The 20,114-nt window shown below is 51.8% G+C and carries 19 protein-coding genes; 7 read left to right on the forward strand and 12 right to left on the reverse strand.

Annotation, left to right across the window (positions count from 1 at the left end):
* Positions 1-22 precede the first annotated feature (22 nt).
* Positions 23-1,501, reverse strand: coding sequence for an exodeoxyribonuclease VII large subunit (gene xseA / locus J4G78_RS05250; RefSeq protein WP_207989115.1), 1,479 nt, complete (start codon positions 1,499-1,501; stop codon positions 23-25).
* Between xseA and purD the strand changes: the two genes are divergently transcribed.
* On the forward strand, positions 1,500-2,777 hold the full coding sequence (purD, locus tag J4G78_RS05255; protein WP_207989117.1) for a phosphoribosylamine--glycine ligase: 1,278 nt from the start codon (positions 1,500-1,502) through the stop codon (positions 2,775-2,777). The two genes, xseA and purD, sit on opposite strands and share 2 nt — an antisense overlap.
* 116 nt (positions 2,778-2,893) lie before the next feature.
* On the opposite strand, the gene J4G78_RS05260 is transcribed toward purD, so the two are convergent.
* On the reverse strand, positions 2,894-3,784 hold the full coding sequence (locus J4G78_RS05260) for a retropepsin-like aspartic protease (RefSeq protein WP_207989118.1): 891 nt from the start codon (positions 3,782-3,784) through the stop codon (positions 2,894-2,896).
* 281 nt (positions 3,785-4,065) lie between these two features.
* On the opposite strand from J4G78_RS05260, the gene J4G78_RS05265 reads away from it, so the two are divergent.
* The 4 genes from J4G78_RS05265 to J4G78_RS05280 all read left to right on the forward strand — a co-directional run bounded on the left by J4G78_RS05265 (position 4,066) and on the right by J4G78_RS05280 (position 8,506).
* Positions 4,066-4,842, forward strand: coding sequence for a M48 family metalloprotease (locus J4G78_RS05265; protein WP_207989120.1), 777 nt, complete (start codon positions 4,066-4,068; stop codon positions 4,840-4,842).
* Positions 4,843-5,161: 319 nt separating this feature from the next.
* A complete protein-coding gene (locus J4G78_RS05270; RefSeq protein ID WP_243457233.1) occupies positions 5,162-6,751 on the forward strand; it encodes a vWA domain-containing protein in 1,590 nt (529 codons plus the stop codon).
* Between the two features lie 210 nt (positions 6,752-6,961).
* Positions 6,962-7,708: an OmpA family protein gene (locus J4G78_RS05275; protein WP_207989124.1), complete on the forward strand. Its 747-nt coding sequence runs from the start codon at positions 6,962-6,964 to the stop codon at positions 7,706-7,708.
* A gap of 180 nt (positions 7,709-7,888) precedes the next feature.
* The gene (locus J4G78_RS05280) at positions 7,889-8,506 is read left to right on the forward strand and encodes a helix-hairpin-helix domain-containing protein (protein WP_207989125.1); all 618 of its coding nucleotides are present in this window, start codon (positions 7,889-7,891) and stop codon (positions 8,504-8,506) included.
* A 31-nt stretch (positions 8,507-8,537) separates the two neighbouring features.
* On the opposite strand, the gene J4G78_RS05285 is transcribed toward J4G78_RS05280, so the two are convergent.
* From J4G78_RS05285 to J4G78_RS05310, 6 genes are all read right to left on the reverse strand, one after another.
* Entirely contained in the window at positions 8,538-9,350 is an 813-nt protein-coding gene (locus J4G78_RS05285) for a universal stress protein (protein ID WP_207989127.1), read from the reverse strand.
* A gap of 117 nt (positions 9,351-9,467) precedes the next feature.
* Complete coding sequence (locus tag J4G78_RS05290) at positions 9,468-9,974, reverse strand: L,D-transpeptidase family protein (protein WP_207989128.1); 507 nt, start codon at positions 9,972-9,974, stop codon at positions 9,468-9,470.
* Positions 9,971-11,047, reverse strand: coding sequence for a GTP cyclohydrolase II (gene ribA, locus J4G78_RS05295; RefSeq protein WP_207989129.1), 1,077 nt, complete (start codon positions 11,045-11,047; stop codon positions 9,971-9,973). The genes J4G78_RS05290 and ribA overlap by 4 nt, the downstream gene beginning before the upstream one ends.
* Positions 11,048-11,842 carry an exodeoxyribonuclease III gene (gene xth / locus J4G78_RS05300; RefSeq protein ID WP_207989130.1) on the reverse strand — a complete coding sequence of 265 codons (795 nt, stop codon included), beginning with the start codon at positions 11,840-11,842 and terminating at the stop codon, positions 11,048-11,050.
* 289 nt (positions 11,843-12,131) lie between these two features.
* Positions 12,132-12,761: a LolA family protein gene (locus tag J4G78_RS05305; protein ID WP_207989131.1), complete on the reverse strand. Its 630-nt coding sequence runs from the start codon at positions 12,759-12,761 to the stop codon at positions 12,132-12,134.
* Positions 12,762-12,832: 71 nt separating this feature from the next.
* On the reverse strand, positions 12,833-15,136 hold the full coding sequence (locus J4G78_RS05310) for a DNA translocase FtsK (protein WP_207989133.1): 2,304 nt from the start codon (positions 15,134-15,136) through the stop codon (positions 12,833-12,835).
* Positions 15,137-15,330: 194 nt separating this feature from the next.
* On the opposite strand from J4G78_RS05310, the gene J4G78_RS05315 reads away from it, so the two are divergent.
* Positions 15,331-16,563, forward strand: coding sequence for a UbiH/UbiF/VisC/COQ6 family ubiquinone biosynthesis hydroxylase (locus J4G78_RS05315; RefSeq protein ID WP_207989135.1), 1,233 nt, complete (start codon positions 15,331-15,333; stop codon positions 16,561-16,563).
* 5 nt (positions 16,564-16,568) lie between these two features.
* Here J4G78_RS05315 and J4G78_RS05320 read toward each other — a convergent pair whose 3' ends face one another.
* A complete protein-coding gene (locus J4G78_RS05320; RefSeq protein WP_207989136.1) occupies positions 16,569-17,336 on the reverse strand; it encodes an SDR family NAD(P)-dependent oxidoreductase in 768 nt (255 codons plus the stop codon).
* A gap of 91 nt (positions 17,337-17,427) precedes the next feature.
* On the reverse strand, positions 17,428-18,102 hold the full coding sequence (locus J4G78_RS05325; protein WP_207989138.1) for a YiaD family glycine zipper/OmpA-like lipoprotein: 675 nt from the start codon (positions 18,100-18,102) through the stop codon (positions 17,428-17,430).
* A 185-nt stretch (positions 18,103-18,287) separates the two neighbouring features.
* Here J4G78_RS05325 and J4G78_RS05330 point away from each other — a divergent pair, with 185 nt between their 5' ends.
* Complete coding sequence (locus tag J4G78_RS05330; RefSeq protein ID WP_207989140.1) at positions 18,288-19,595, forward strand: hemolysin family protein; 1,308 nt, start codon at positions 18,288-18,290, stop codon at positions 19,593-19,595.
* Between the two features lie 74 nt (positions 19,596-19,669).
* Here the strand turns inward: J4G78_RS05330 and J4G78_RS05335 are convergent, their stop codons facing one another.
* Both J4G78_RS05335 and ccoS read right to left on the reverse strand, forming a co-directional pair.
* Positions 19,670-19,942: a hypothetical protein gene (locus J4G78_RS05335; protein ID WP_207989142.1), complete on the reverse strand. Its 273-nt coding sequence runs from the start codon at positions 19,940-19,942 to the stop codon at positions 19,670-19,672.
* The gene (gene ccoS / locus J4G78_RS05340; RefSeq protein WP_207989143.1) at positions 19,905-20,105 is read right to left on the reverse strand and encodes a cbb3-type cytochrome oxidase assembly protein CcoS; all 201 of its coding nucleotides are present in this window, start codon (positions 20,103-20,105) and stop codon (positions 19,905-19,907) included. The genes J4G78_RS05335 and ccoS overlap by 38 nt, the downstream gene beginning before the upstream one ends.
* Positions 20,106-20,114: the final 9 nt, after the last annotated feature.

Raw genomic sequence — 20,114 nt, forward strand, 5'->3', positions numbered from 1 at the left:
ACATTCATAACAAAAAAACCGCCTAGAACAAATCCTGTTGCCTGTCATCTGCCGGTTTTTTTACTCGCGATGTTTTTGGCCCAGCTTTTTGCGGTGTTTTTTTTGGCTTCGCGACCGGTTCACCGGTAATTTGAGCGCCAACTTCACCATCATGAAAATGCAAGTTCACCGCACCAGCGCTAAGCGCTTTGTCCCGACTACCAACAAATCCGCCATCCAGCGTTGATATTCTAGCATAACCTCGTTTTAGCGGGCCGTCAGGCGACACTTGCTGCGCCAGCCGCCACAGGCTGTCGAGCCGCTGCTTAGCATCATCCAAAGGGCGCTTTACCAGCGTCACCGGTAAATCAAGCCGTTCCAGTCGGCCTTGCCCCGTTGCTAGCCTTTGGCGAAGCATGGCCGGGCGCAATGCCCCTTCCGATGCCGAAAATCGGCTACGCGCTTGCCCGACATTTTGTCCCATCGCATATTTCATACCGTCGGAAAGTTCGTCCACCCGCTGCTGATGCGGTCGCAACAAGTCCGTAAGCGCTGGCATCAGGCGGCGCTGCGCCTCCAGCCGTTCCTGTGCTGTGGCAAAGCCGCGCTGAACCGACCGCGCCATACGCGCTTTGGTTTCACTGAGCGAGGCCAGCCATTCGGCGCGCACGGGAACCGCCATTTCCGCGGCTGCGGTTGGTGTGGGCGCCCGCAAATCAGCCGCAAAATCGCAAAGCGTTGTGTCCGTTTCATGGCCCACAGCCGAAATTACAGGAATTGAGCAATCCGCCACCGCGCGCACGACCTCTTCCTCGTTAAAACTCCACAGATCTTCAATAGACCCGCCACCACGCGCGACGATTATCAGGTCGGGCCGCGCCCCCGGGCCATCGTCCGCCATATTCGAAAAACCGTTAATCGCCCCGGTAATCTGCTTGGCAGCGCCATCGCCCTGAACCAATACCGGCCAAACGACGACGTGACTGGGACAACGATCCGCCAGCCGGTGCAAGATATCACGGATCACTGAACCGGTGGGCGATGTCACCACACCAATGGTTTTAGGCAAAAACGGAATAGCGCGCTTGCGGTCCTGATCAAACAGCCCTTCAGTCTGCAACTTGGCCTTCAGCTTCTCAAAAAGCTGCATCAGCGCGCCCTCACCCGCCAGTTCCATCTTATCAATCACAACCTGATATTTGGAACGACCGGGATAAGTGGTGAGCTTGCCAGAGACGACAACTTCAATCCCGTCCTCCGGCTGGAAGGGAAGTCGCCCCGCATTGCCCTTCCACATCACGCCGTCCAGCACAGCCTTGTCGTCTTTAAGCGCTAGGTAGACATGACCAGAAGCGGCGCGCTTATAGCCGGAAATCTCGCCCCGGATCCGCACATAGCCAAAGCTATCCTCAACCACCCGTTTTAATGAGCCGGAAATTTCCGAAACAGATAACGGAGCGGCATTGTCGCCCTCGCCACTCTCGGCTAGGAGTTTCGCGTCTAAAGAGAGAGAGTCGTTCATGAATATCCTGTTGCTCGGGTCTGGTGGCCGTGAACATGCCTTGGCATGGAAGCTGGCGCAATCCCCGTCGCTAGAGAAATTTTATGCCAGCCCAGGCAATCCTGGCATCGCGCAACATGCCGAATGCGTGAAACTGGATGTTCTGGATCATGCCGAGGTAATCCAGTTCTGCGGGCGGAACAGAATTGATCTGGTGGTGGTGGGACCGGAGGCTCCACTGGTCGACGGACTGGCTGGAAGCCTGCGTGATGCAGATATTCTAGTTTTTGGCCCTGACGCCGCACCGGCACAGCTTGAAGGCTCGAAAGGTTTTACCAAAGATCTTTGCGCCCGCGCTAATATTCCGACCGCTGGCTATGTCCGCGCAACGAATCAGAACGACGCACTGGCGGCGCTCGACAAATTTTCCATCCCTGTGGTGATCAAGGCTGATGGTCTAGCGGCTGGCAAAGGTGTCATCATCGCCGAAACCCGGGAACAAGCTCAAGATTCGATTGCGATGATGTTTGAAGGCGGCTTTGGCGATGCTGGCGCAGAAGTCGTGATCGAGGAATTTCTGACCGGAGAAGAAGCCAGTTTCTTTGCTATTACCGATGGCAAAAATGTGATCTCCTTTGGCACCGCTCAGGATCACAAGCGTGTTGGAGAAGGCGATATTGGCCCCAACACTGGGGGCATGGGTGCCTATAGCCCTGCCCCCGTTTTGACCAATGTGTTGCAAAAGCAAGTAATGGAAAAGATCATCCGGCCCACCGTCGACACGCTCGCCGCAGAAGGCATGCCCTATAGCGGCGTCCTTTTTGCCGGGCTGATGCTAACCGAAACCGGTCCGCAGTTGATTGAATATAACGCCCGCTTTGGCGATCCGGAATGTCAGGTGCTGATGATGCGCCTCAAATCCGATCTCGCCGCAATTATGCGCGCCACCGCCAAGGGCGAGCTCGGCCAAATGAGCGCTCCGGAATTTGACTCGCAATCTGCCTTGACCGTTGTAATGGCCGCCAACGGCTATCCGAGCACGCCGGAAAAAGGCGGGAAAATTCAAAACCTCGCCCGCGCTGAACGAGAAGGCACAAAAATCTTTCACGCTGGAACCGCCGAAGTCGATGGCAAACTGGTTGCCAATGGCGGCCGCGTTCTGAACGTCACCGCCTTGGGCAACAACACAACCGAAGCGCAAACCAAGGCCTATGCAGCCGTCGACCAGATCAATTTTGAAAGCGGCTTTTGCCGCCGAGATATAGGTTGGCGAGAGGTTGCAAGGGAAAACAGCTGATGACATGAACTGTTGCCGGGTTTTGCGAACGTCGGCATAGTCAGAACCGCCAGACGTTCCTGCAACGGCAAAATGAACTTATCTTATAATCAATCAATCGGTGGACTGGCGGTTGATCAGGATTTTGGCGGTAATATCCAGGAGCGTGAACCGCTATGGTCATATATTATCGACAATTTGCGCAATATCGGTAGCCCCACATTGGGATGCCCGCCTTCCATAAATTGAACCTCTGGCTGATCGAATGTGAAAGATCCGATTTGCAACGAACCCTTTAATCTTGCCTTGAAAGTCGGCTGGCTTCCGGCTGCAGAAACCGCAATACCCGCAGGCACCGGCGGCGCTTGAAGATCGAGCTTATCTTTATAGCCCATTGGCAGACGAAGCGCTACGTTATTGCCACTATCAAGCGTGGCCGTAATTGCGAGATTATCGATAATAACAACGGCGAAGGGCAAAGGACTTCCCGAAGAATCCTTGTAGGGCAAAGCTTCGCCTTTAGGGATGTTGGCAGGCGTTTTCGCACGAATGATCAGTTGGCTGCCCGGACCATCCATTTCGACCAGACGATCAGGAAAACTGTTAGGCCCAAATATCCCAATTTCATCAGTCAAATCATAGGGTAATACGGTCGCGCGATCATCGGCAATCGCCACGCCGCCCAAACGAGCGTCCTTTATGAAACTATCATAGCCGGGAACCGGTTTACCCGTGCTGCCGTCAATCGCTCGTGACGGTCCGATATTCGGTAGACCCAGGCCGTCTGCCATTTTTTTATCAAGCAAATTACCATTAGTTCCTGTATCGAAAACAACCGGTACGGGATGTCCATCCGCAATTCGCAACATGACTAAAGCGCGGTCTGCTGACATATATATCGGGATTATCTTTGTATCTGATGCCGATGCCGTCGTTTTTTCGACAGGAGTGGAAAGCGCCATGTTTTCGGCGGACTGGGGAGATGCTCCACTGGCCATCAGCAAGCCCATCATCATGATCAAGCGCATAGAATCTCCTATTTGCGAAACGCTTTTCAACTACATCGATACAAATAATTTTACAATATGTTACATTATAAAATTTGCTCCATGTTGCTAGGATTCGGCTTTTGCTATGGCAGCACTGCAAATCCAGCCTGGTGCGTGTCCCGTCATCAGCAACAAGAACGTAATGATATTCGCAAATTCACCAAAATTTTACATCCATTCATCGCTTAGTCGATTGCCAGCAACGGCCCAGCTTTCCATAAGGCGTCGTCTAACTTTACATGTTCAGGGAGGTTCAGATTTTGAAAAACGACGATACCTTACTCACACGGCGGCAGATCATGGTGATCGCAGCGCTGGCTGGCGGGATAAGCGCAAGCGCGCCATTGCACGCGCAGTTTAATCTGAAAAAAGGTCTGGGAGCGGCGGGCAAAGTAGCCAAAGCTGGATCCTATAACGACGAAGAAATGGCTGTCTATTTCGATCAGATGGCGGCTGATATGGATGGCCGCAATCCGGTGGCAGGACCCAATGATCCTTACGGCAAACGCATTTCCGGGCTGTCAAAAGGCCTCAAAAATCACGATGGTCTGGATCTTGATATCAAAGCTTACCTGGTCCGTGATGTGAACGCTTTTGCTATGGCCAATGGTACTATCCGGGTCTTTGCGGGGCTGATGGATGAATTCACCGATGACGAAATACGCTATGTAATCGGCCATGAAATCGGCCATGTGAAAGAAGGCCACACTAAAAAACGTATGCAAGGCGCTTTGCAGAAAGAAGCCGCCTTTGGAGTCGCTGATGCTGCAGGCGGAAAAGTTGGGAAAATAGCCAATTCCAAGCTTGGTAAGTTATTTGGTGATGTGATCAGCTCTCAGCACTCCCAAAAGCATGAAAAAGAGGCAGATGACTATGCCATGGCCTTCATGAAGCAAAAGCAATATGAACCGATGGCCTGTGTAACCGCGCTGGATAAACTTGCTGGCATGGGCGGCGGCAGCGGTGGTCTGCCGTGGCTGCAAACCCATCCAAGCCCGGAAGCGCGAGCAAAACGGATGCGCAAACAGCTCGCGTAAATCTCAATAACGAACATTCAAGCTGACTGCGCTATGTAACAACATATCATTTGTTCATAGTCCAGTCAGCTTGTCTTCGCCACTTTCTGCCTCAGGTCGGATATGTAGGGAGTGGACAATCATGCGACGTTTCTCAAATTTTTCCAAAGTCTTGTGCGGGTTTGCAGCCATCAGTTTGGTCGGCTCACCAGGCGTGGCATCTCTGGACGCCCAATCACGGCAAGGAAAACGACCAGACCTGGTGCGCATACCCCCTCCATATCCGGTAAATTGCGGCCTTTTTCGACAATATAATAGAGATCAAATCAGAGCCACAGGTGTGAGAAATAGCCGTGCAGGCGCGCTGCAAAACGCACCGGTTTCTGTTGCGCCGCCGCCTCCACCTCCTCCACCGCCGCCATCATCCAAGGCGGCGCCAGTCAGCCAATCAATTGCTGGCGGAGCTATCGCTCGTCAAAGTCGGATCACACCGCCCGGCCCATATCCTTATCCTTATCCACGGCCACAAACACAGGACCGCGAGCAATATGCTGGCAAGGATGTGGCAAGCATAAAGCGGGTCGTCGACGAGCCGGTTTCTACTTTTGCCGTGGATGTCGACACCGGCAGCTATTCAAATGTTCGTCGTTTTTTGAAAGACGGTAAAATGCCGCCGGAAGCAGCGGTGCGGACTGAGGAAATGATCAATTATTTCCGCTATGATTATCCTGCACCCACCAGCCGGGACGTGCCGTTTAGTGTATCTACTGATATTTCCACTACGCCCTGGAATGATGCCAGCCGCTTGCTCCGCATTGGACTGCGGGGATATGATGTAAATAGCGGCGAGCGGCCCCGGGCCAATCTGGTATTTCTAGTCGATGTTTCCGGCTCGATGGGCAGCGAAGACAAATTACCGCTGGTTAAATCCACATTGACTTATCTCGCAAATGAACTGCGCAGCGACGACCGGGTATCGATTGTTGTCTATTCCGGAACAGTCGGTCTTCTGCTTGCGCCAACTTCCAACAAAAGCCACGTCAGAGAAGCGGTTGACTGTCTCTATGCCAGCGGCTCAACTGCCGGTGGTGATGCTCTGAAGCTAGCCTATTCTACTGCACGTCAACATTTCCTGAAAGGTGGCATTAACCGGATCATCATGGCGACAGACGGTGACTTTAACGTTGGCACCTCCAGTACCGATCAGTTAAAAAAGATCGTCGCCAAAGAGCGGGAATCCGGTGTGAACTTGACTATGCTTGGCTACGGCACTGGCAACATCCGCGATGAGCTTATGGAAGGCATCGCCAATGTCGGTAACGGCAACTACGCCTATATTGACAGCGCCATGGAGGCGCAAAAAGTGTTGGGAGACGAGCTTAGCTCCACATTGTTCACCATCGCCAAAGATGTCAAAATCCAGATTGAGTTTAATCCCGCGCATGTGAAGGAATATCGCTTGATCGGTTATGAGAACCGTCTTCTGGCAGAAGAGGATTTCGACAATGATAAAGTCGACGCGGGCGATATTGGAGCGGGTCACCAAGTGACGGCACTGTATGAAATCATGCCGTCAAAATCATCCGGTTGGTTACCTGAACGCCGATATCCCGCAAATCGCACTGTCAAAGGCCAGTCGGGTTTCAAGGGTGAAATGGCCCAGGTTAAATTGCGCTACAAGCTGCCCGGCGGCACCAAATCCCGTCTGATTAAACGGCAAATAGGCTCCAAAGGTCTACTCGGTGCAAATGCACCTAGCGGAGATATGGCCTTTGCCGTCGCAGTTGCCGCTTTTGGCCAGAAACTGCGTGGAGACAAATATCTCGGCGACTATGGCTTTCAGAATATCGAAAAACTTTCCGGCAGCGGCGGGGATTTCTGGCGTCAGGAATTTCGCAAACTGAGTAACTTAGCTCAGAATCAAACCTGATAATGATTCGCCGCCAGCCAAGCTTTTGCGGAAAAGCATTAATGCGTTAACCATATTTGCTAAGTAATTGTATCATATGGGGACAAATTCAGCCCGTTTCGTCGGATAATGGACATCCTGACCAAATGGCTGAACTGGACTCAACGCTAATTATCCTTCATTTTGGAAGATGATTATCGATAAAAAACGAACTTAGTAAGGGGTTCCGCAATGGAAATTGGGGGTAAGATATTAGTTGGTGTTGCCGCCACTGTTATTTTGGCGCTCGTCGGCCACTACACCACGGGCGATAATTACGTCACTGGTCTTGAAAAAGCAGCGCAAACCGAATTGACCGCGCAGGGCATGGACGGTGTTAACGTTACGTTCTCACGCGACCCTCTAGCTCGCAATGCTGTTCTTGATGGCGATGTTTCTGAAGATATGAAACAAAAGGCACTTAATTCTGTCTCTGGAATTACCGGTGTCTACAGTGCGGTCTGGGCAGGCGACGGCACAATTGCAGCTGACAAAACGGACGATCGCAATCGAGATGTGAATGCTGCAGTGACACAATGTCAAACTGGCGTCGATCAAGCGATTGACGGCGAAAAACTAAGCTTCCGGTCTGGCAGCGCCTACATCTCACCTGCATCCAATAAACTGCTGGACAAAATAGCGGCTGCTCTCAAGCCTTGTTCGGACGTGACAATCGCTGTCGGTGGACATACGGACAATAACGGCAATGCTCAGGTCAACAAAATCCTGTCTCAAGAACGAGCTGATCGTGTGCGTGCAGGTCTGGTTGAGCGCGGTATTCCGGAAAACCTTGTCACAGCAACTGGCTTCGGCGCTGAGAAACCATTGGCCTCAGGCGATGGTCCCGGTGCCGATGCTCAGAACCGCCGCATTGAGTTTAATGTGCAGGCGACAAATAATAACCAAATAAATGATGCGAAATCGCAACAGGGGGGATGAACCATGCCACTATTAGTAGAAAATCTGTTGCTCCTTCTGACGACTTTTGCGATTGGGCTCGGGATTGGCTGGCTTATCTGGGGCCGCAATCGTGATGAAATTTGAATGGAAAAGGCTTGCAGCGCAAAATATTGCCGCTCGGTCATCCAAATTTAAGAATGAATATAGGGGTTTAAGATAATGATATCGCTGATTTCTGCAAATTGGCTGCTATTCCTGATTGCTCTACTGATCGGTGTTGCGACGGCTTTTTGGGCCTGGGCCGCATCGGGCCGTGATCGGTCAATGGATAATTTTGATGCCGATGACGGCTTGCTGGAAAAAGCTGGCGACGCCGTTGCTCCTGTTCCAGAACCGGTTGTGCCCTCCGCAGTTCCCGCGCCAGCTCCGGCGCCAGTTACACCAAAAGCTGCAGCACCGGCTGCGGCGGCTACAACAGCAGCGGCGAAAGTTGCACCTGCACCAATGCCTGCACCGCGTCCGCGCAAGCGTCCGGTTGTGGCAGAAACACCGCCACCACCGCCGCCAGGGAAACCTAACATTACCCCTGCCAAGGGTGACCCCGACAATCTGCGCTTGATTAAAGGCGTCGGCCCGAAATTGAACAGCTTGCTCAATAATTTGGGCGTAACGCGCTATGATCAAATTGCCGGCTGGAAAGAAGCAGAGATTGAGGAAGTCGACAAATATCTGGAAAGCTTTAGCGGCCGAATTACCCGCGATTCCTGGATCGATCAGGCTAAATATCTCGCAAAAGACGATATTGCGGGATTTGAAAAGAAATATGGCAAGCTCTAAAGCTTAGGTTAGGCCGTTTTGGATTTTACCGCTAATGCCCCATTACCAGGGGTATTCTTGTATCGTTGAGTAGATTTTTGGTTACCCCACCGAATAAGGTTTCGCGCAGGCGGCTATGCCCGTAAGCGCCCATTACTAACGCGGCAGCCCCCTTCTCTATCGCAAATTCAGCTATAATATCAGAAGCCTCGTTCCCCTTGCCCTTTAATATATGGAGCACTGTCGAAACGCCATGCCGCGCAAGAAAAGTCGACGCAGCTGTATGAGGAAAATCACCATCATCATCGCCGACTGTCACCAAGTGAACCTCGCTGGCCAATTTGAGCATCGGCAAAGCTAATCGCACGGCTTTAGCTGCTTCGGCAGACCCGTTCCATGCGACGACCATCGGTTTCTGGCAATCATAAGAACTGCTTTCAATTGGTACCACCAATATAGCGCAATGAGCATGCACCGCCACATCACCAGCAATCGGCAACGGTTCATCACCGGCATTGCGCTTACCATAAGATTGGCTGACGATAACTAGGTCGGCGAGGCGACTCCGTTCCGTCAACAACGTTGCCGGATCACCCAACCCGGTTTGCCAATCCCAAGAGACATCTTCTTCTTTCAGGCGTTGCTCGATCCGTTCGCGATGCGCCCGTTCCGCCGCATCCATATCTTCGAAATTTATCCCAGTGACAAAATCGCCGCCCATCGGACCGAAAGACATTGGTGCAAATTGTGTTGTCGGCTGAACACAAGTCAGATGTCCATCATAACCTCGGGCAACGTCCAAAGCGACCTGTAGCCGCGATTCAAAACCACTATCTTCAAACACATGCAATAATATTGTTTTCAATGCATTTCTCCCATCAGCCCCCTCTTGGGCAAGCAGGAATTATCGCTTTGCTATCAGCAACTCGCATTGATCTGGCTCAAAATATCCAGCCATTCTCTCAATTATGGGCCAGATCTTTTAGATTATCTCCAGGACGTCGCCTGATTCCAACGTCGGCAACAATGCGTCCATTGCTGTGCGATCAATAGCGATACAGCCTTCCGTAGCTCTGTTTTTATAACAGATATGGAGGAAAATCGCACTGCCCTTAACAGCCAATGGCGGCTTATCATTATGGCCAAGGATAACAATTATATCGTATAGCGGATCATCCCGGATAAGGGCTTCCGCGCTAAACGGGTGGGGCAGTCTAACCGGTCGGTTGTAAGCTGGATCAACCGGATCATCGGACCAACCATCTTGCAAGCCAATCCAACGCCATGGCAGTTTCAGTCCCGGTGCCGGAGCACTACGGCCAGGACGAAATAAAACCACTCGGATTGGCCAATTGCCAACTGGCGTATGGCCATCGCCTTCCCGCTTTTGATCAGCCCGACATGGGCCATTGCGACCAACGGTGCAGCTCACCACCTGCCGGTTGAATGTGAGTGTTAGACGATCCGTATCAACGCGAAGGACGCTCAAAGCTTGTGGCCAGTGCGGTCCCGTTTGGTATCGAGATAATATTCATTATGCGGATTGGCGGCAATCTTGACCGGAAGACGCTCTTCTACCGATACCCCACAACCCTCCAGACCTTCAACTTTTTCTGGATTATTGGTGAGTAGCTTGACCGCCGGGATATTAAGCAAATCAAGCATCCGTGCAGCGATCGAAAAATCGCGCGCATCGATGGCAAAGCCCAGACGCTGGTTAGCATCGACAGTATCAAATCCCTGGTCCTGCAAAGCATAAGCCCGAAGCTTATTGATCAACCCAATCCCGCGCCCCTCTTGCCGCAGATATAAAAGCACACCCCAATTGGCCTCGCTCATCTGGCCCAACGCCGCGTGGAGCTGCGGTCCGCAATCGCATTTCAGGCTGCCCAACACATCGCCCGTTAGACATTCGCTGTGCAGACGAACCACAGGGGTCGTTTCATCCCGTTCGCCGACAACCAATGCCACATGATCGGTTGAATCCGCTTCACTGCGGAAGCCATAGATATGAGCCTTGGCATCGGCCGCCACAGGCAATTTGGCATGGGCGCTGATGACCAACGCATTGGAATCGGCATAAGCGGTTACATCATCAATTCGCAGCTTGTCTTCAGCCGGCTCATCCATGACTAAAAAGGCTGGAAGCAATCCACCATGCCGCGCCAACTCCATAGCCGTTTTAGCCGCTTCAGGGTGGGCCAGCTCTTCACTTAAAAATGGGCCTTTCATAGGGTGCTGCATATCCAGCACCGGATCGGCAATCGCTATAATCTCCTCGGCAGTGGCCGCATAGGTCAAACTGATTTGAACAGGCAAGGCTGGGTCAGCGGAAGCACGCTGGTTTAACAATTTCAATGTGTCCGCCCGGCTTGATGAAATGAGAAGTTTTACCTCAGAACGCGAAGACAGATGTTGATCGAGATCTACTGTTTCGACAGGGAGCAGATTCAGCACGCCATCAGCCGCCTCAACACCTATCGGCCAACCGCGCCTTAGCGCATCGATCGCCTTTGCCGCGCGCCGCGCGCGTGCGGATTCAGAGGAAACAGGTGGCGCCATTTAAAATTTAAATTCCGTAATAAGCGGAGCGTGGTCAGACGGTTTGGTCCAGCCGCGAGCGTCTTCATGAACAACATGGCCAGTTGCTTTGTCGGCCAATTCCGGACTGACCCAGACATGGTCCAGTCGTCGCCCTTTATCGGACGCACGCCAATCGCGTGCGCGGTAACTCCACCATGTATAAAGGCGCTCGGGGTCGGGTATGAACTTGCGGCCAATGTCGACCCAGTCATGCGCAGCCTGTAGCTTAGCCATTACATCTATTTCAATTTGCGTATGGCTAACAACATTGATCAACTGTTTGTGGCTCCATACATCTGATTCTAGGGGGGCGACGTTAAAATCGCCCAGCAATATCGTCGGTGTATCTAAGGACGAAGACCAGTCGGTCATACGCTGATAGAAATCCAGTTTCTGACCGAATTTCGGGTTTTCGTCACGGTTCGGAATTTCTCCACCCGCCGGGATATAGACATTCTCGATACGAATGCCATTTTCGAGACGTGCACCGACATGCCTAGCCTCGCCATTGGCTTGCCAATCGAACCGTTCATCTTTGTGCAACGGAACGCGGCTGATCATTGCAACGCCATGATGCATAGGCTGACCGTTCAAAATCAAATGATTATAGCCCAATTGGCGGAAGACCCCTTCGGGAAACTGATCATCGCGGACCTTGGTCTCCTGTAGGCAGAGAACATCTGGTGCTTCTTCCTTCAAAAATCGTTCGACAATTTCGATTCGGGCGCGGACGCTGTTAATATTCCAGCTCACGACTTTCAGGGTATCACTCATGGCTAAACTCCTAGCCATGATAGCGGAAAAAAGCCAAGCCAAAAGCCAGACGAAATCCTATATTTTTAGATGGTTCAAGGACGAAAAACCCCCACCTCCGGGGGCATTTAGGAGGTGGGGGCTAACTCGCGTTCGTCACGCATAGGATGATTTGAAACTTAAATAATCAGGTAACAGGGGGAAAACCTGATTGCCTCATCTCATCCTGTAACCCTTATAGAACCGTGTTTCTGTCGCTTAGATGAACGAAACCTGTCAGCCTTTCCGCTGGTCGAAGGCGCGGCTCCATTCATCGCCCACGGCGTCCTTTTCTTCGAGGATCGGTCCAGTTGAACGCCTTATTGGCCACTGGAACGCCGAATTTTTGATCGGAAAGCCGGATGGATGTCCGGTTATTTTTCGAATCGAGCGATACCCAACCATCCAACCGCAAACCCGCAGGGGCGCCAGCGACTTTGGTGAAAATCATCGTAATCACGCCATATTCAGGGCGTTTCGGGTCACGCACTTCCACACTCAATACATTCGGATTACGAGTCGGGATGATTTTTCCATATTTCGACAAATCCCGTTCAGGATTTAGCAGCGCACCAAGCGGACTGTTTTTGATCGGCCAACGCTGCACCTGATTCACTTCATAATCGATCATCGTCAACGCTTTGCCGTCACCAACGATCAGCAGATTGGCTTCCTTGCCATATTGAAAGCGTATCCGGCCCGGCTGCTTTAAGGTCAATTTCCCAGGCAATAGCTGCCCATTGCGGCTGGTTTGCGTGAAATTGGCGGTCATGGTGGTCATAGCCCGCAAATGGTTGGAAATGGCGTTGATATCATCTGCCGGGCTTTGCTGGGCCGTTACCGGAACCGAGGCCGCAAACGCCAATGGCGCCGAAACAATGGCTAAAGCATATCTCAACATATTGAAAACTCCTGAAAAATATTCTTACCACCTAGCCAAAAGCGATTGAACATCACCTGAATTGCCGCTTCCTAGATCACTTCGCCGTTTTGATCCCGCAATACTTCGCGGCGACCGATATGGTTGGGAGGACTAATAAACTCGTCCTCCTCCATCCGGTCGATGATCCGGGCGGCAGTATTATATCCGATCCTCAGCTGTCGTTGCAGCCAGCTGGTGGAAACTTTCTGGCTTTCAAAGATAATCTGACAGGCCTGCGCATATTGACGGTCTTCCTTGCTATCGGACAGATCCGCGCCATCGAGAGCATAGCTACCGTCTTCCGGTTCTTCAGTAACGGCCTGAATATATTCTGGTGAACCTTGCGCGCGCCAATGATCGGCAATCAGGCGGACCTCGTCATCGGAAACAAAGGGTCCATGGACACGGGTCAATTGCTTACCGCCTGGCATGTAAAGCATATCGCCTTTGCCAAGCAGCTGTTCTGCACCCTGTTCGCCGAGGATGGTACGGGAATCGATTTTAGAGGTCACATGGAAACTAATCCGCGTCGGCAGATTAGCCTTGATCACGCCGGTAATAACATCAACTGACGGCCGCTGCGTTGCCATGATGAGATGAATACCGGCGGCACGCGCTTTTTGGGCTAAGCGCTGGATCAGAAATTCAACCTCTTTACCGGCCGTCATCATCAAATCAGCTAGCTCGTCTACGATGATCACGATCTGTGGCAGAACCTCATAATCCAGCTGCTCTTCTTCGTAAATCGGCCTTGATGTTTCGGGATCGTAACCGGTCTGCACCTTGCGGCCAAGCGGTTCGCCTTTGGCTTTGGCGGCCTTCACTTTCTCATTATAATTGGCAAGGTTGCGTACCGAAATGGATGACATCATCCGATAGCGTTCCTCCATTTGCTCGACCGCCCATTTTAGCGCCCTGACGGCTTTGGCCGGCTCGGTAACAACTGGAGACAGCAAATGAGGGATGTCATCATATGTGCTGAGTTCCAACATCTTCGGGTCGATCATGATCATTTTGCACTGATCCGGCGTCATTCGGTAAAGCAGCGATACGATCATACAGTTGAGACCAACGGATTTACCCGAGCCGGTAGTACCGGCAATCAAAAGATGCGGCATTGGCGCAAGATCGGCAATCACTGGATCGCCAGAGATATTCTTGCCGAGTATAATCGGAAGCTGTCCTGTCTGATCCTGAAAACTGTCGCTACCGATCATTTCATGTAGGACGACAGATTCGCGCTGGGCATTTGGCAATTCGATACCCATAACCGTACGGCCGGGTATCGCGGCAACACGAGCCGACAGGGCCGACATATTCCGCGCGATGTCTTCTGCCAGCTGGATTACACGGCTGGCTTTAATACCAGGCGCTGGCTCCAGTTCATACATGGTCACCACAGGCCCCGGACGAACGGCGTTGATTGTGCCTTTCACATGAAAATCATCCAGTACGGATTCGAGCAAACGCGCATTACGTTCCAAACCCGCCTTGTCGATGACATTATTTGCCTCTTCAGGACGGGGCGTCAACAGGTCGATGGAAGGCAGTGAATAGGGGCCAAAGAAGTCGCCCTGTTTCCCGCTCGAAAGGCTGGCTTTTTTCGGCGGTAACGCGCGGTCGCTGATTTCCGGTGGTGGCCGGTTATCCGGTTTTACCGCCTTACGTGGGGTTGGTGTTTTTTTGGGCTTCGGCGCGGCATTGTTCTCTGGCTCTATTACCAATCCGCTATCTTGCTCATTCGATCCGAAGCGCGGCAATTTAAGCTGCGGCATGGAGAACAAGGGCCGGTCGAGCCGTAGACTGAAATAACCGAGAGCAAGGCCGCCCGTTAAAGTGATTGCCGCTAAAACACCTGAAACAACGCCGCTCCAGCTCTCCGAAATCGCGGCCAAACCTGCACTAATCCCTTTGGCTGAAACCAAGCCTGTAAGACCACCCCAACCCGAAGGCAGGTCTGCCTGGCTATCGGAAAACCACAAGGACAGACCGGTTCCGATCAAAAAGGCCGCAAGCAAACACCAGAGAAGTTGTTTTTTCCATTCAGCTTGCGGGATATCGCGCCACAAGCGATTGGCAAACACCAGGATCAGCGGTAAAAATAACGCTACAGGCACGCCGAGCAGAGACAAAAGCAGGTCTGAGCTATAGGAACCAAATATGCCCATCCAGTTATGTTCAACACTGCCAGCGGCGGTGTTTAAAGAAGGATCGCTTGGTGAGTAACTTACAAGGGCGAGAAACAGGAATATAACCAATAGGCCAAGGGCAATAGCGCCAATCAGCGCACCACTGCGCAGCAGGCTAACACGCATCACTTCACGCCAATTGGCTTCTTTTGCTTTCCCGGCCATATTCTACTCCTAAGGCTCGTCTATTTCAGCGCAAAGGCCCGAACCCGCATTAACTAACCCTCCTTTGCGCGAATCGGTGACTCCGCGTCAAGTTTTGCCGATAAGTTTGTTGCCCGTGATTTACCGGAACATACTTTCTTTTCGCTCCCGTGAGGCCTATCTTATCGGCAGTAACGAGCAAAAGAGGCCTGCATATGACCATGACCGAAAAAGAGAGCGACGTGATCATTTTGGGCGCTGGGCTAATTGGCCTCACCCAAGCACTGACTCTCGCAGCGCATGGACTACAGGTTACGGTCATTGATCGCGCTGAACCAACCAATTTATTGGACCCCAAAAATGACGGGCGGGTCTCTTCGATAAACAGTGCAAGCTGGAACATGTTGGCGGCCATTGGCCTGACCGAAAAGCTTGAACTGCATGGCTGCAACATTGACAGGATCCTCATTAACGATGGCCTGAAACCCGGTAAGCTAGATTTTACACCCGATGAAAATGACGGCCCACTCGGCGTGATGATTGAAAATGGAGTTTTACAGCGGACGTTGTTTGAAACCGCGCAGGCACATGACGGGATTAATTTGCTGATGCCACGGCAGGTGGAACAAACTGATCGCGGCGACCATCAAGTCTCCGTGTCGCTCGATAGGGGAGAGAAAATATATGCACCGCTGTTCATCGCCGCCGACGGTCGTGGCAGCACCGTTCGTGACGCAGCCGGAATTGCCATGGCAAAATGGCAATATAACCATAGCGCAATTACCTGCACGGTCACCCATGAACAGGCGCATGGAAATACGGCATATGAGATTTTCTATTCATCCGGACCATTTGCAGTTTTACCAATGCGCGATGATGACCAAGGGCGTCATCGCTCCGCCATAGTCTGGACGGTTGCCCGTGAGGATGGACCGGCGCTTGCGAAAATCAACCAGAGAGCTTTTCAAGCAGAATTGATGAAGAATACCGGTAGCTTCCTCGGTCAGATGGAATTGCAATCTGACCGCATAACCTATCCTCTTGGCTTCCATCATAGCGCCAGCCTGACGGCGGAGCGACTTGCTTTAGTCGGTGACGCCGGTCATGGCATCCACCCGATTGCTGGCCAAGGGCTTAATCTTGGCCTTCGTGATGTCGCAGCGCTGACGGAGTGTATTGTCGATGGAGCTCGGACCGGCCTAGACCTCGGTGATGCGCAAATACTGGAACGCTATGACCGGTGGCGGGGACTTGACAATATGATGATGTCTGCTGCTACAGATATTTTGACGCGACTTTTTGGGTTGCCCGGCGATACGTCCTCAGCAATCCGACGTTTTGGTATTGGTATCGTGCAACGTATCGCACCGCTTAAAGACCAATTCATGGCCGAAGCACGTGGTGAGAGCGGTGATCTGCCAAAGTTGCTAATGGGTGATCTCGTCTAACAGATCTATCGCGGTCCCTGACCATCATCAACTTTGATGATGGTACCGGTCACACATTCGGATGCAGGCGATAGCAGGTAGAGTAACGTGCTGTCCATTTGATCCGGCTGACATATGCGTTTGCGGGGGAAGTTTTCATAAAAATCGCCCATCCGACTGGTCATACCGTCAGACATTTCGGTGGCAAAGAGTCCCGGTGCAATCGCATTAACATTGATAAAAAATCTCGACCATTCAACAGCCAGCGCTTCTGTAATGCGTGATATTCCAGCTTTCGTGGTGGAATATAGAGCTGCACCATGACCATCATAATGAGTGCCGGCGATCGAAGAGATGTTAACAATTCGCCCCGGCATCTTTTGGTCGATCAAAGGACGCGCAAACTCGCATGATAATATGTAAGCAGCGCGCATGTTGGTATCCAGAACATCGTCGATCAATTCAATGGACATCCTAACAGCGCGGGCAGCATCCACAATCCCGGCGTTGTTTACCAATATATCTGGTTGACCCAATGCGGTAGAGATTGTCGGAATGATGACTTTTAGTTGCTCCGCATCGCGAACATCTAGTTCGAAAGCCTGTGCATCACCCCCGTCTTGTGTAATTTCATCAACCAGCTCATCCAATTTTTCCCGCCGCCGTGCGGTACACGCGACCTTTGCTCCACAAGCGGCTAATACGCTTGCAAAGCGGCGCCCCAGACCAGCGGATGCACCAGTTATGATAGCGGTGCGTCCGGACAGATCGATCGAAAAGTTGGGGGCAGTCATATTCGGGCATCCTTATTCTCATTTTAAGAATAGGGATGCCCGAGTTGTTGTCATGAACGCAAGTCTATAGTGCGTTGGTTTAACAGTCCCGTTACAGATCCTCCTCCCGGATCGGCACGATCTTCAGCTCAACTCTGCGGTTAGCTGCACGACCTTCCTCGGTGCTGTTGCTCGCAATTGGTTGACTTTCGCCATAGCCTCGCGTTTCAAGACGGGCTTGCTGAACACCGCTATTGCCCAAAAAGTTGGCGACGGATGCAGCGCGCCGTTCGGACAGTGATTGGTTATATTGGTCCGTGCCGGTACTATCGGTATGACCATATATATCGATATAGCTTTTTTCATATTGCGACAAAGTGTTGGCGACACTGCCAAGAGTCTGCTGAAATTCCGGCTGAATCGCTGAGCTGTTGACTGGAAACGTAACGTTAGATGGCATATTGAGGATGAGGTTGTCGCCATCACGCGTAACATCAATACCAGTGCCCGCTGTCTGCTGGCGCAGCTTCTTTTCCTGCTCATCCATGTAATAGCCGACTCCAGCTCCAGCGAGGCCGCCAAGCCCGGCACCTACGATTTTTGCTGTTCGATCATTCCGGCCACCGATAATATCGCCCAATAGATAACCGCCCAATGCCCCGCCAATGCCGCCAATCGCCGCTTTGGAGAGTACTTTATTTCCGGTTTCTGGATTGGTAGTGCAAGCACTGGTAAGTGCCAATGCACTTAATGACGCTGCCGCGATAAAAATTTTTTTGTTAGGCATCTTGATATTCCCTCGAAAAAGTTTGTCTGTTGTAGAGATATTACTCTGTCCCAGCTGGATAGTTGCATTCAAGCACAGGCTAGATGAACCCAAAATTATGAACGCTAACTGACAGCAAATTTGATATTTTATAAAACATGTGACTATAGGGATTTTTTCGGGCTTATTCCCTTTATTTGGACAATATGACACCTTTTCCCTGGTTTGACGTTGCAATCATTGTTGTGCTCGTGCTGATTAATGGCGTTTTTGCCATGTCGGAACTAGCCATTGTTTCCGCACGCAAGGCGCATCTCCATTCTTCCGCCGATCAAGGCAGCCGAGGCGCTAAAATTGCTTTGCGTCTGGCCAGTGATCCCGGGAAGTTTCTTTCAACGGTTCAGATTGGGATCACGTTGATCGGCATCGTCGCGGGCGCCTTTTCCGGGGCGAGTTTGGGTGGTCCGGTGGCAGAGCGGCTTACTGCATTGGGCATGCCAAACGATTGGTCGATAACAGTGGGGTTTGCACTTGTTATCGGCCTAACAACCTATGCGTCCCTCGTCATTGGCGAACTGGTTCCCAAACAAATTGCTTTGCGTTCCGCGGAAAAGATAGCGGTGATCATGGCACCGCCGATGGATTTGCTGGCACGGATCGCTGCGCCGCTTGTATGGTTGCTCGATGGCACCAGTGCGCTGATTTTCCGGCTGCTTGGCCTCAAACGAGACCAGACCAGCCATGTGACGGCTGAAGAATTGCAAATGGTTTTTGCCGAAGCTACCCGATCAGGTGTCATTGAAGAACATGAACGCGCTGTCATCGCTGGTGTTGTCCGCATGGCTGATCGACCAATTCGTGAAGTCATGACTCCGCGCACCGAGGTCGATTGGCTGGATATTGGCGCGACTACCGAGGAGATTCACGCGATGCTTATCGAATCACCGCATAGCCGCCTGCTGGTCGCCGAGAATTCTGTCGATGAGATACGGGGCGTGGTACAAGCGCGGGATATAGTCGCCGCGCAATTTAGCGGTCAGGAGCTCGATCTCAGCAAGCTGATGCGGCCACTGGAAAAAGTGCCTGACCAGCTTGATGCTTTGGATGCTTTGGATATTTTGAGAGAAGCCGAAGTACCAATGATTTTGGTGCATGATGAATATGGTCATTTTGAAGGTGTTGTAACCCCCAACGACTTACTCAGTTCGATTGCCGGCGAATTTGTGTCGGACCAGGACGAAAAAACGCAGCGAAGCCTTATCGAGCGCGCCGATGGCAGCTTCCTGGTTTCTGGTGCCATGTCGATGGATGCACTGGCCGACCGGTTAAGCATTAAATTGCAGGACGACAGAGACTATGCGACCGTCGCGGGCCATGCGCTCGGGCAGTTGCGCCATTTGCCGAAGGAAGGCGAAGCCTTTGAGGATCAGGATTGGGTATTTGAAATTATCGATATGGATGGCCGCAAAATCGACAAGTTGATCGTGCGGCCATCTAATCCTGAGGTCGACTAGGTTCGTTTGGATTCTCACAGTTTATACAGTTTTTACAAAAGTCGCCGTTCGTTAAAATATAAGGCTAAGCCGCGTTAGTTCTTTGCGTCATCTCTATTCTCAGAAAATTGCTTACGTGAGCAAAAACCATGACAGGCCTTAACGCAATCATTGCGATCTTCCTGTTCACGATCAACCGGCACAGAAACAGTGCGGATCACACCATCCGCCCCGCAAACTGATAAAGTCATCATACCATTGGCTGGAACAAGAGGAGTAACGACTAACATCGATATAGCCAAAGCGGAGAGTTGAATGGGAAACTGGCGCTTATCCATTTTTTCGCTTTCCTCTTCCTTCACTATCATCCGCTGACTTGTCCTGGTTCGGCGCGTCATCGTCGATCAACACGCGCTGGGCAGCACCGTCAAGATCCTCAAATTGTCCATTGCGCATGGCCCAGAAGAAGAACGCGAGGCCAGCCAGTCCCATCAGCAGAGCGACGGGGATAAGGATCGCTAAACCACTCATTTTCTAGAC

It is taken from the genome of Parasphingorhabdus cellanae (genome assembly GCF_017498565.1).
Taxonomy (GTDB): domain Bacteria; phylum Pseudomonadota; class Alphaproteobacteria; order Sphingomonadales; family Sphingomonadaceae; genus Parasphingorhabdus; species Parasphingorhabdus cellanae.

What these genes read in the sequence shown, in the direction of transcription:
- purD (WP_207989117.1), top strand. Translation starts at nt 1,500, where the DNA reads ATGAATATCCTGTTGCTCGGGTCTGGTGGCCGTGAACATGCCTTGGCA.
- xseA (WP_207989115.1), bottom strand. Translation starts at nt 1,501, where the DNA reads ATGAACGACTCTCTCTCTTTAGACGCGAAACTCCTAGCCGAGAGTGGC.
- J4G78_RS05260 (WP_207989118.1), bottom strand. Translation starts at nt 3,784, where the DNA reads ATGCGCTTGATCATGATGATGGGCTTGCTGATGGCCAGTGGAGCATCT.
- J4G78_RS05275 (WP_207989124.1), top strand. Translation starts at nt 6,962, where the DNA reads ATGGAAATTGGGGGTAAGATATTAGTTGGTGTTGCCGCCACTGTTATT.
- J4G78_RS05280 (WP_207989125.1), top strand. Translation starts at nt 7,889, where the DNA reads ATGATATCGCTGATTTCTGCAAATTGGCTGCTATTCCTGATTGCTCTA.
- ribA (WP_207989129.1), bottom strand. Translation starts at nt 11,047, where the DNA reads ATGGCGCCACCTGTTTCCTCTGAATCCGCACGCGCGCGGCGCGCGGCA.
- xth (WP_207989130.1), bottom strand. Translation starts at nt 11,842, where the DNA reads ATGAGTGATACCCTGAAAGTCGTGAGCTGGAATATTAACAGCGTCCGC.
- J4G78_RS05305 (WP_207989131.1), bottom strand. Translation starts at nt 12,761, where the DNA reads ATGTTGAGATATGCTTTAGCCATTGTTTCGGCGCCATTGGCGTTTGCG.
- J4G78_RS05310 (WP_207989133.1), bottom strand. Translation starts at nt 15,136, where the DNA reads ATGGCCGGGAAAGCAAAAGAAGCCAATTGGCGTGAAGTGATGCGTGTT.
- J4G78_RS05315 (WP_207989135.1), top strand. Translation starts at nt 15,331, where the DNA reads ATGACCATGACCGAAAAAGAGAGCGACGTGATCATTTTGGGCGCTGGG.
- J4G78_RS05320 (WP_207989136.1), bottom strand. Translation starts at nt 17,336, where the DNA reads ATGACTGCCCCCAACTTTTCGATCGATCTGTCCGGACGCACCGCTATC.
- J4G78_RS05325 (WP_207989138.1), bottom strand. Translation starts at nt 18,102, where the DNA reads ATGCCTAACAAAAAAATTTTTATCGCGGCAGCGTCATTAAGTGCATTG.
- J4G78_RS05330 (WP_207989140.1), top strand. Translation starts at nt 18,288, where the DNA reads ATGACACCTTTTCCCTGGTTTGACGTTGCAATCATTGTTGTGCTCGTG.
- J4G78_RS05335 (WP_207989142.1), bottom strand. Translation starts at nt 19,942, where the DNA reads ATGATAGTGAAGGAAGAGGAAAGCGAAAAAATGGATAAGCGCCAGTTT.
- ccoS (WP_207989143.1), bottom strand. Translation starts at nt 20,105, where the DNA reads ATGAGTGGTTTAGCGATCCTTATCCCCGTCGCTCTGCTGATGGGACTG.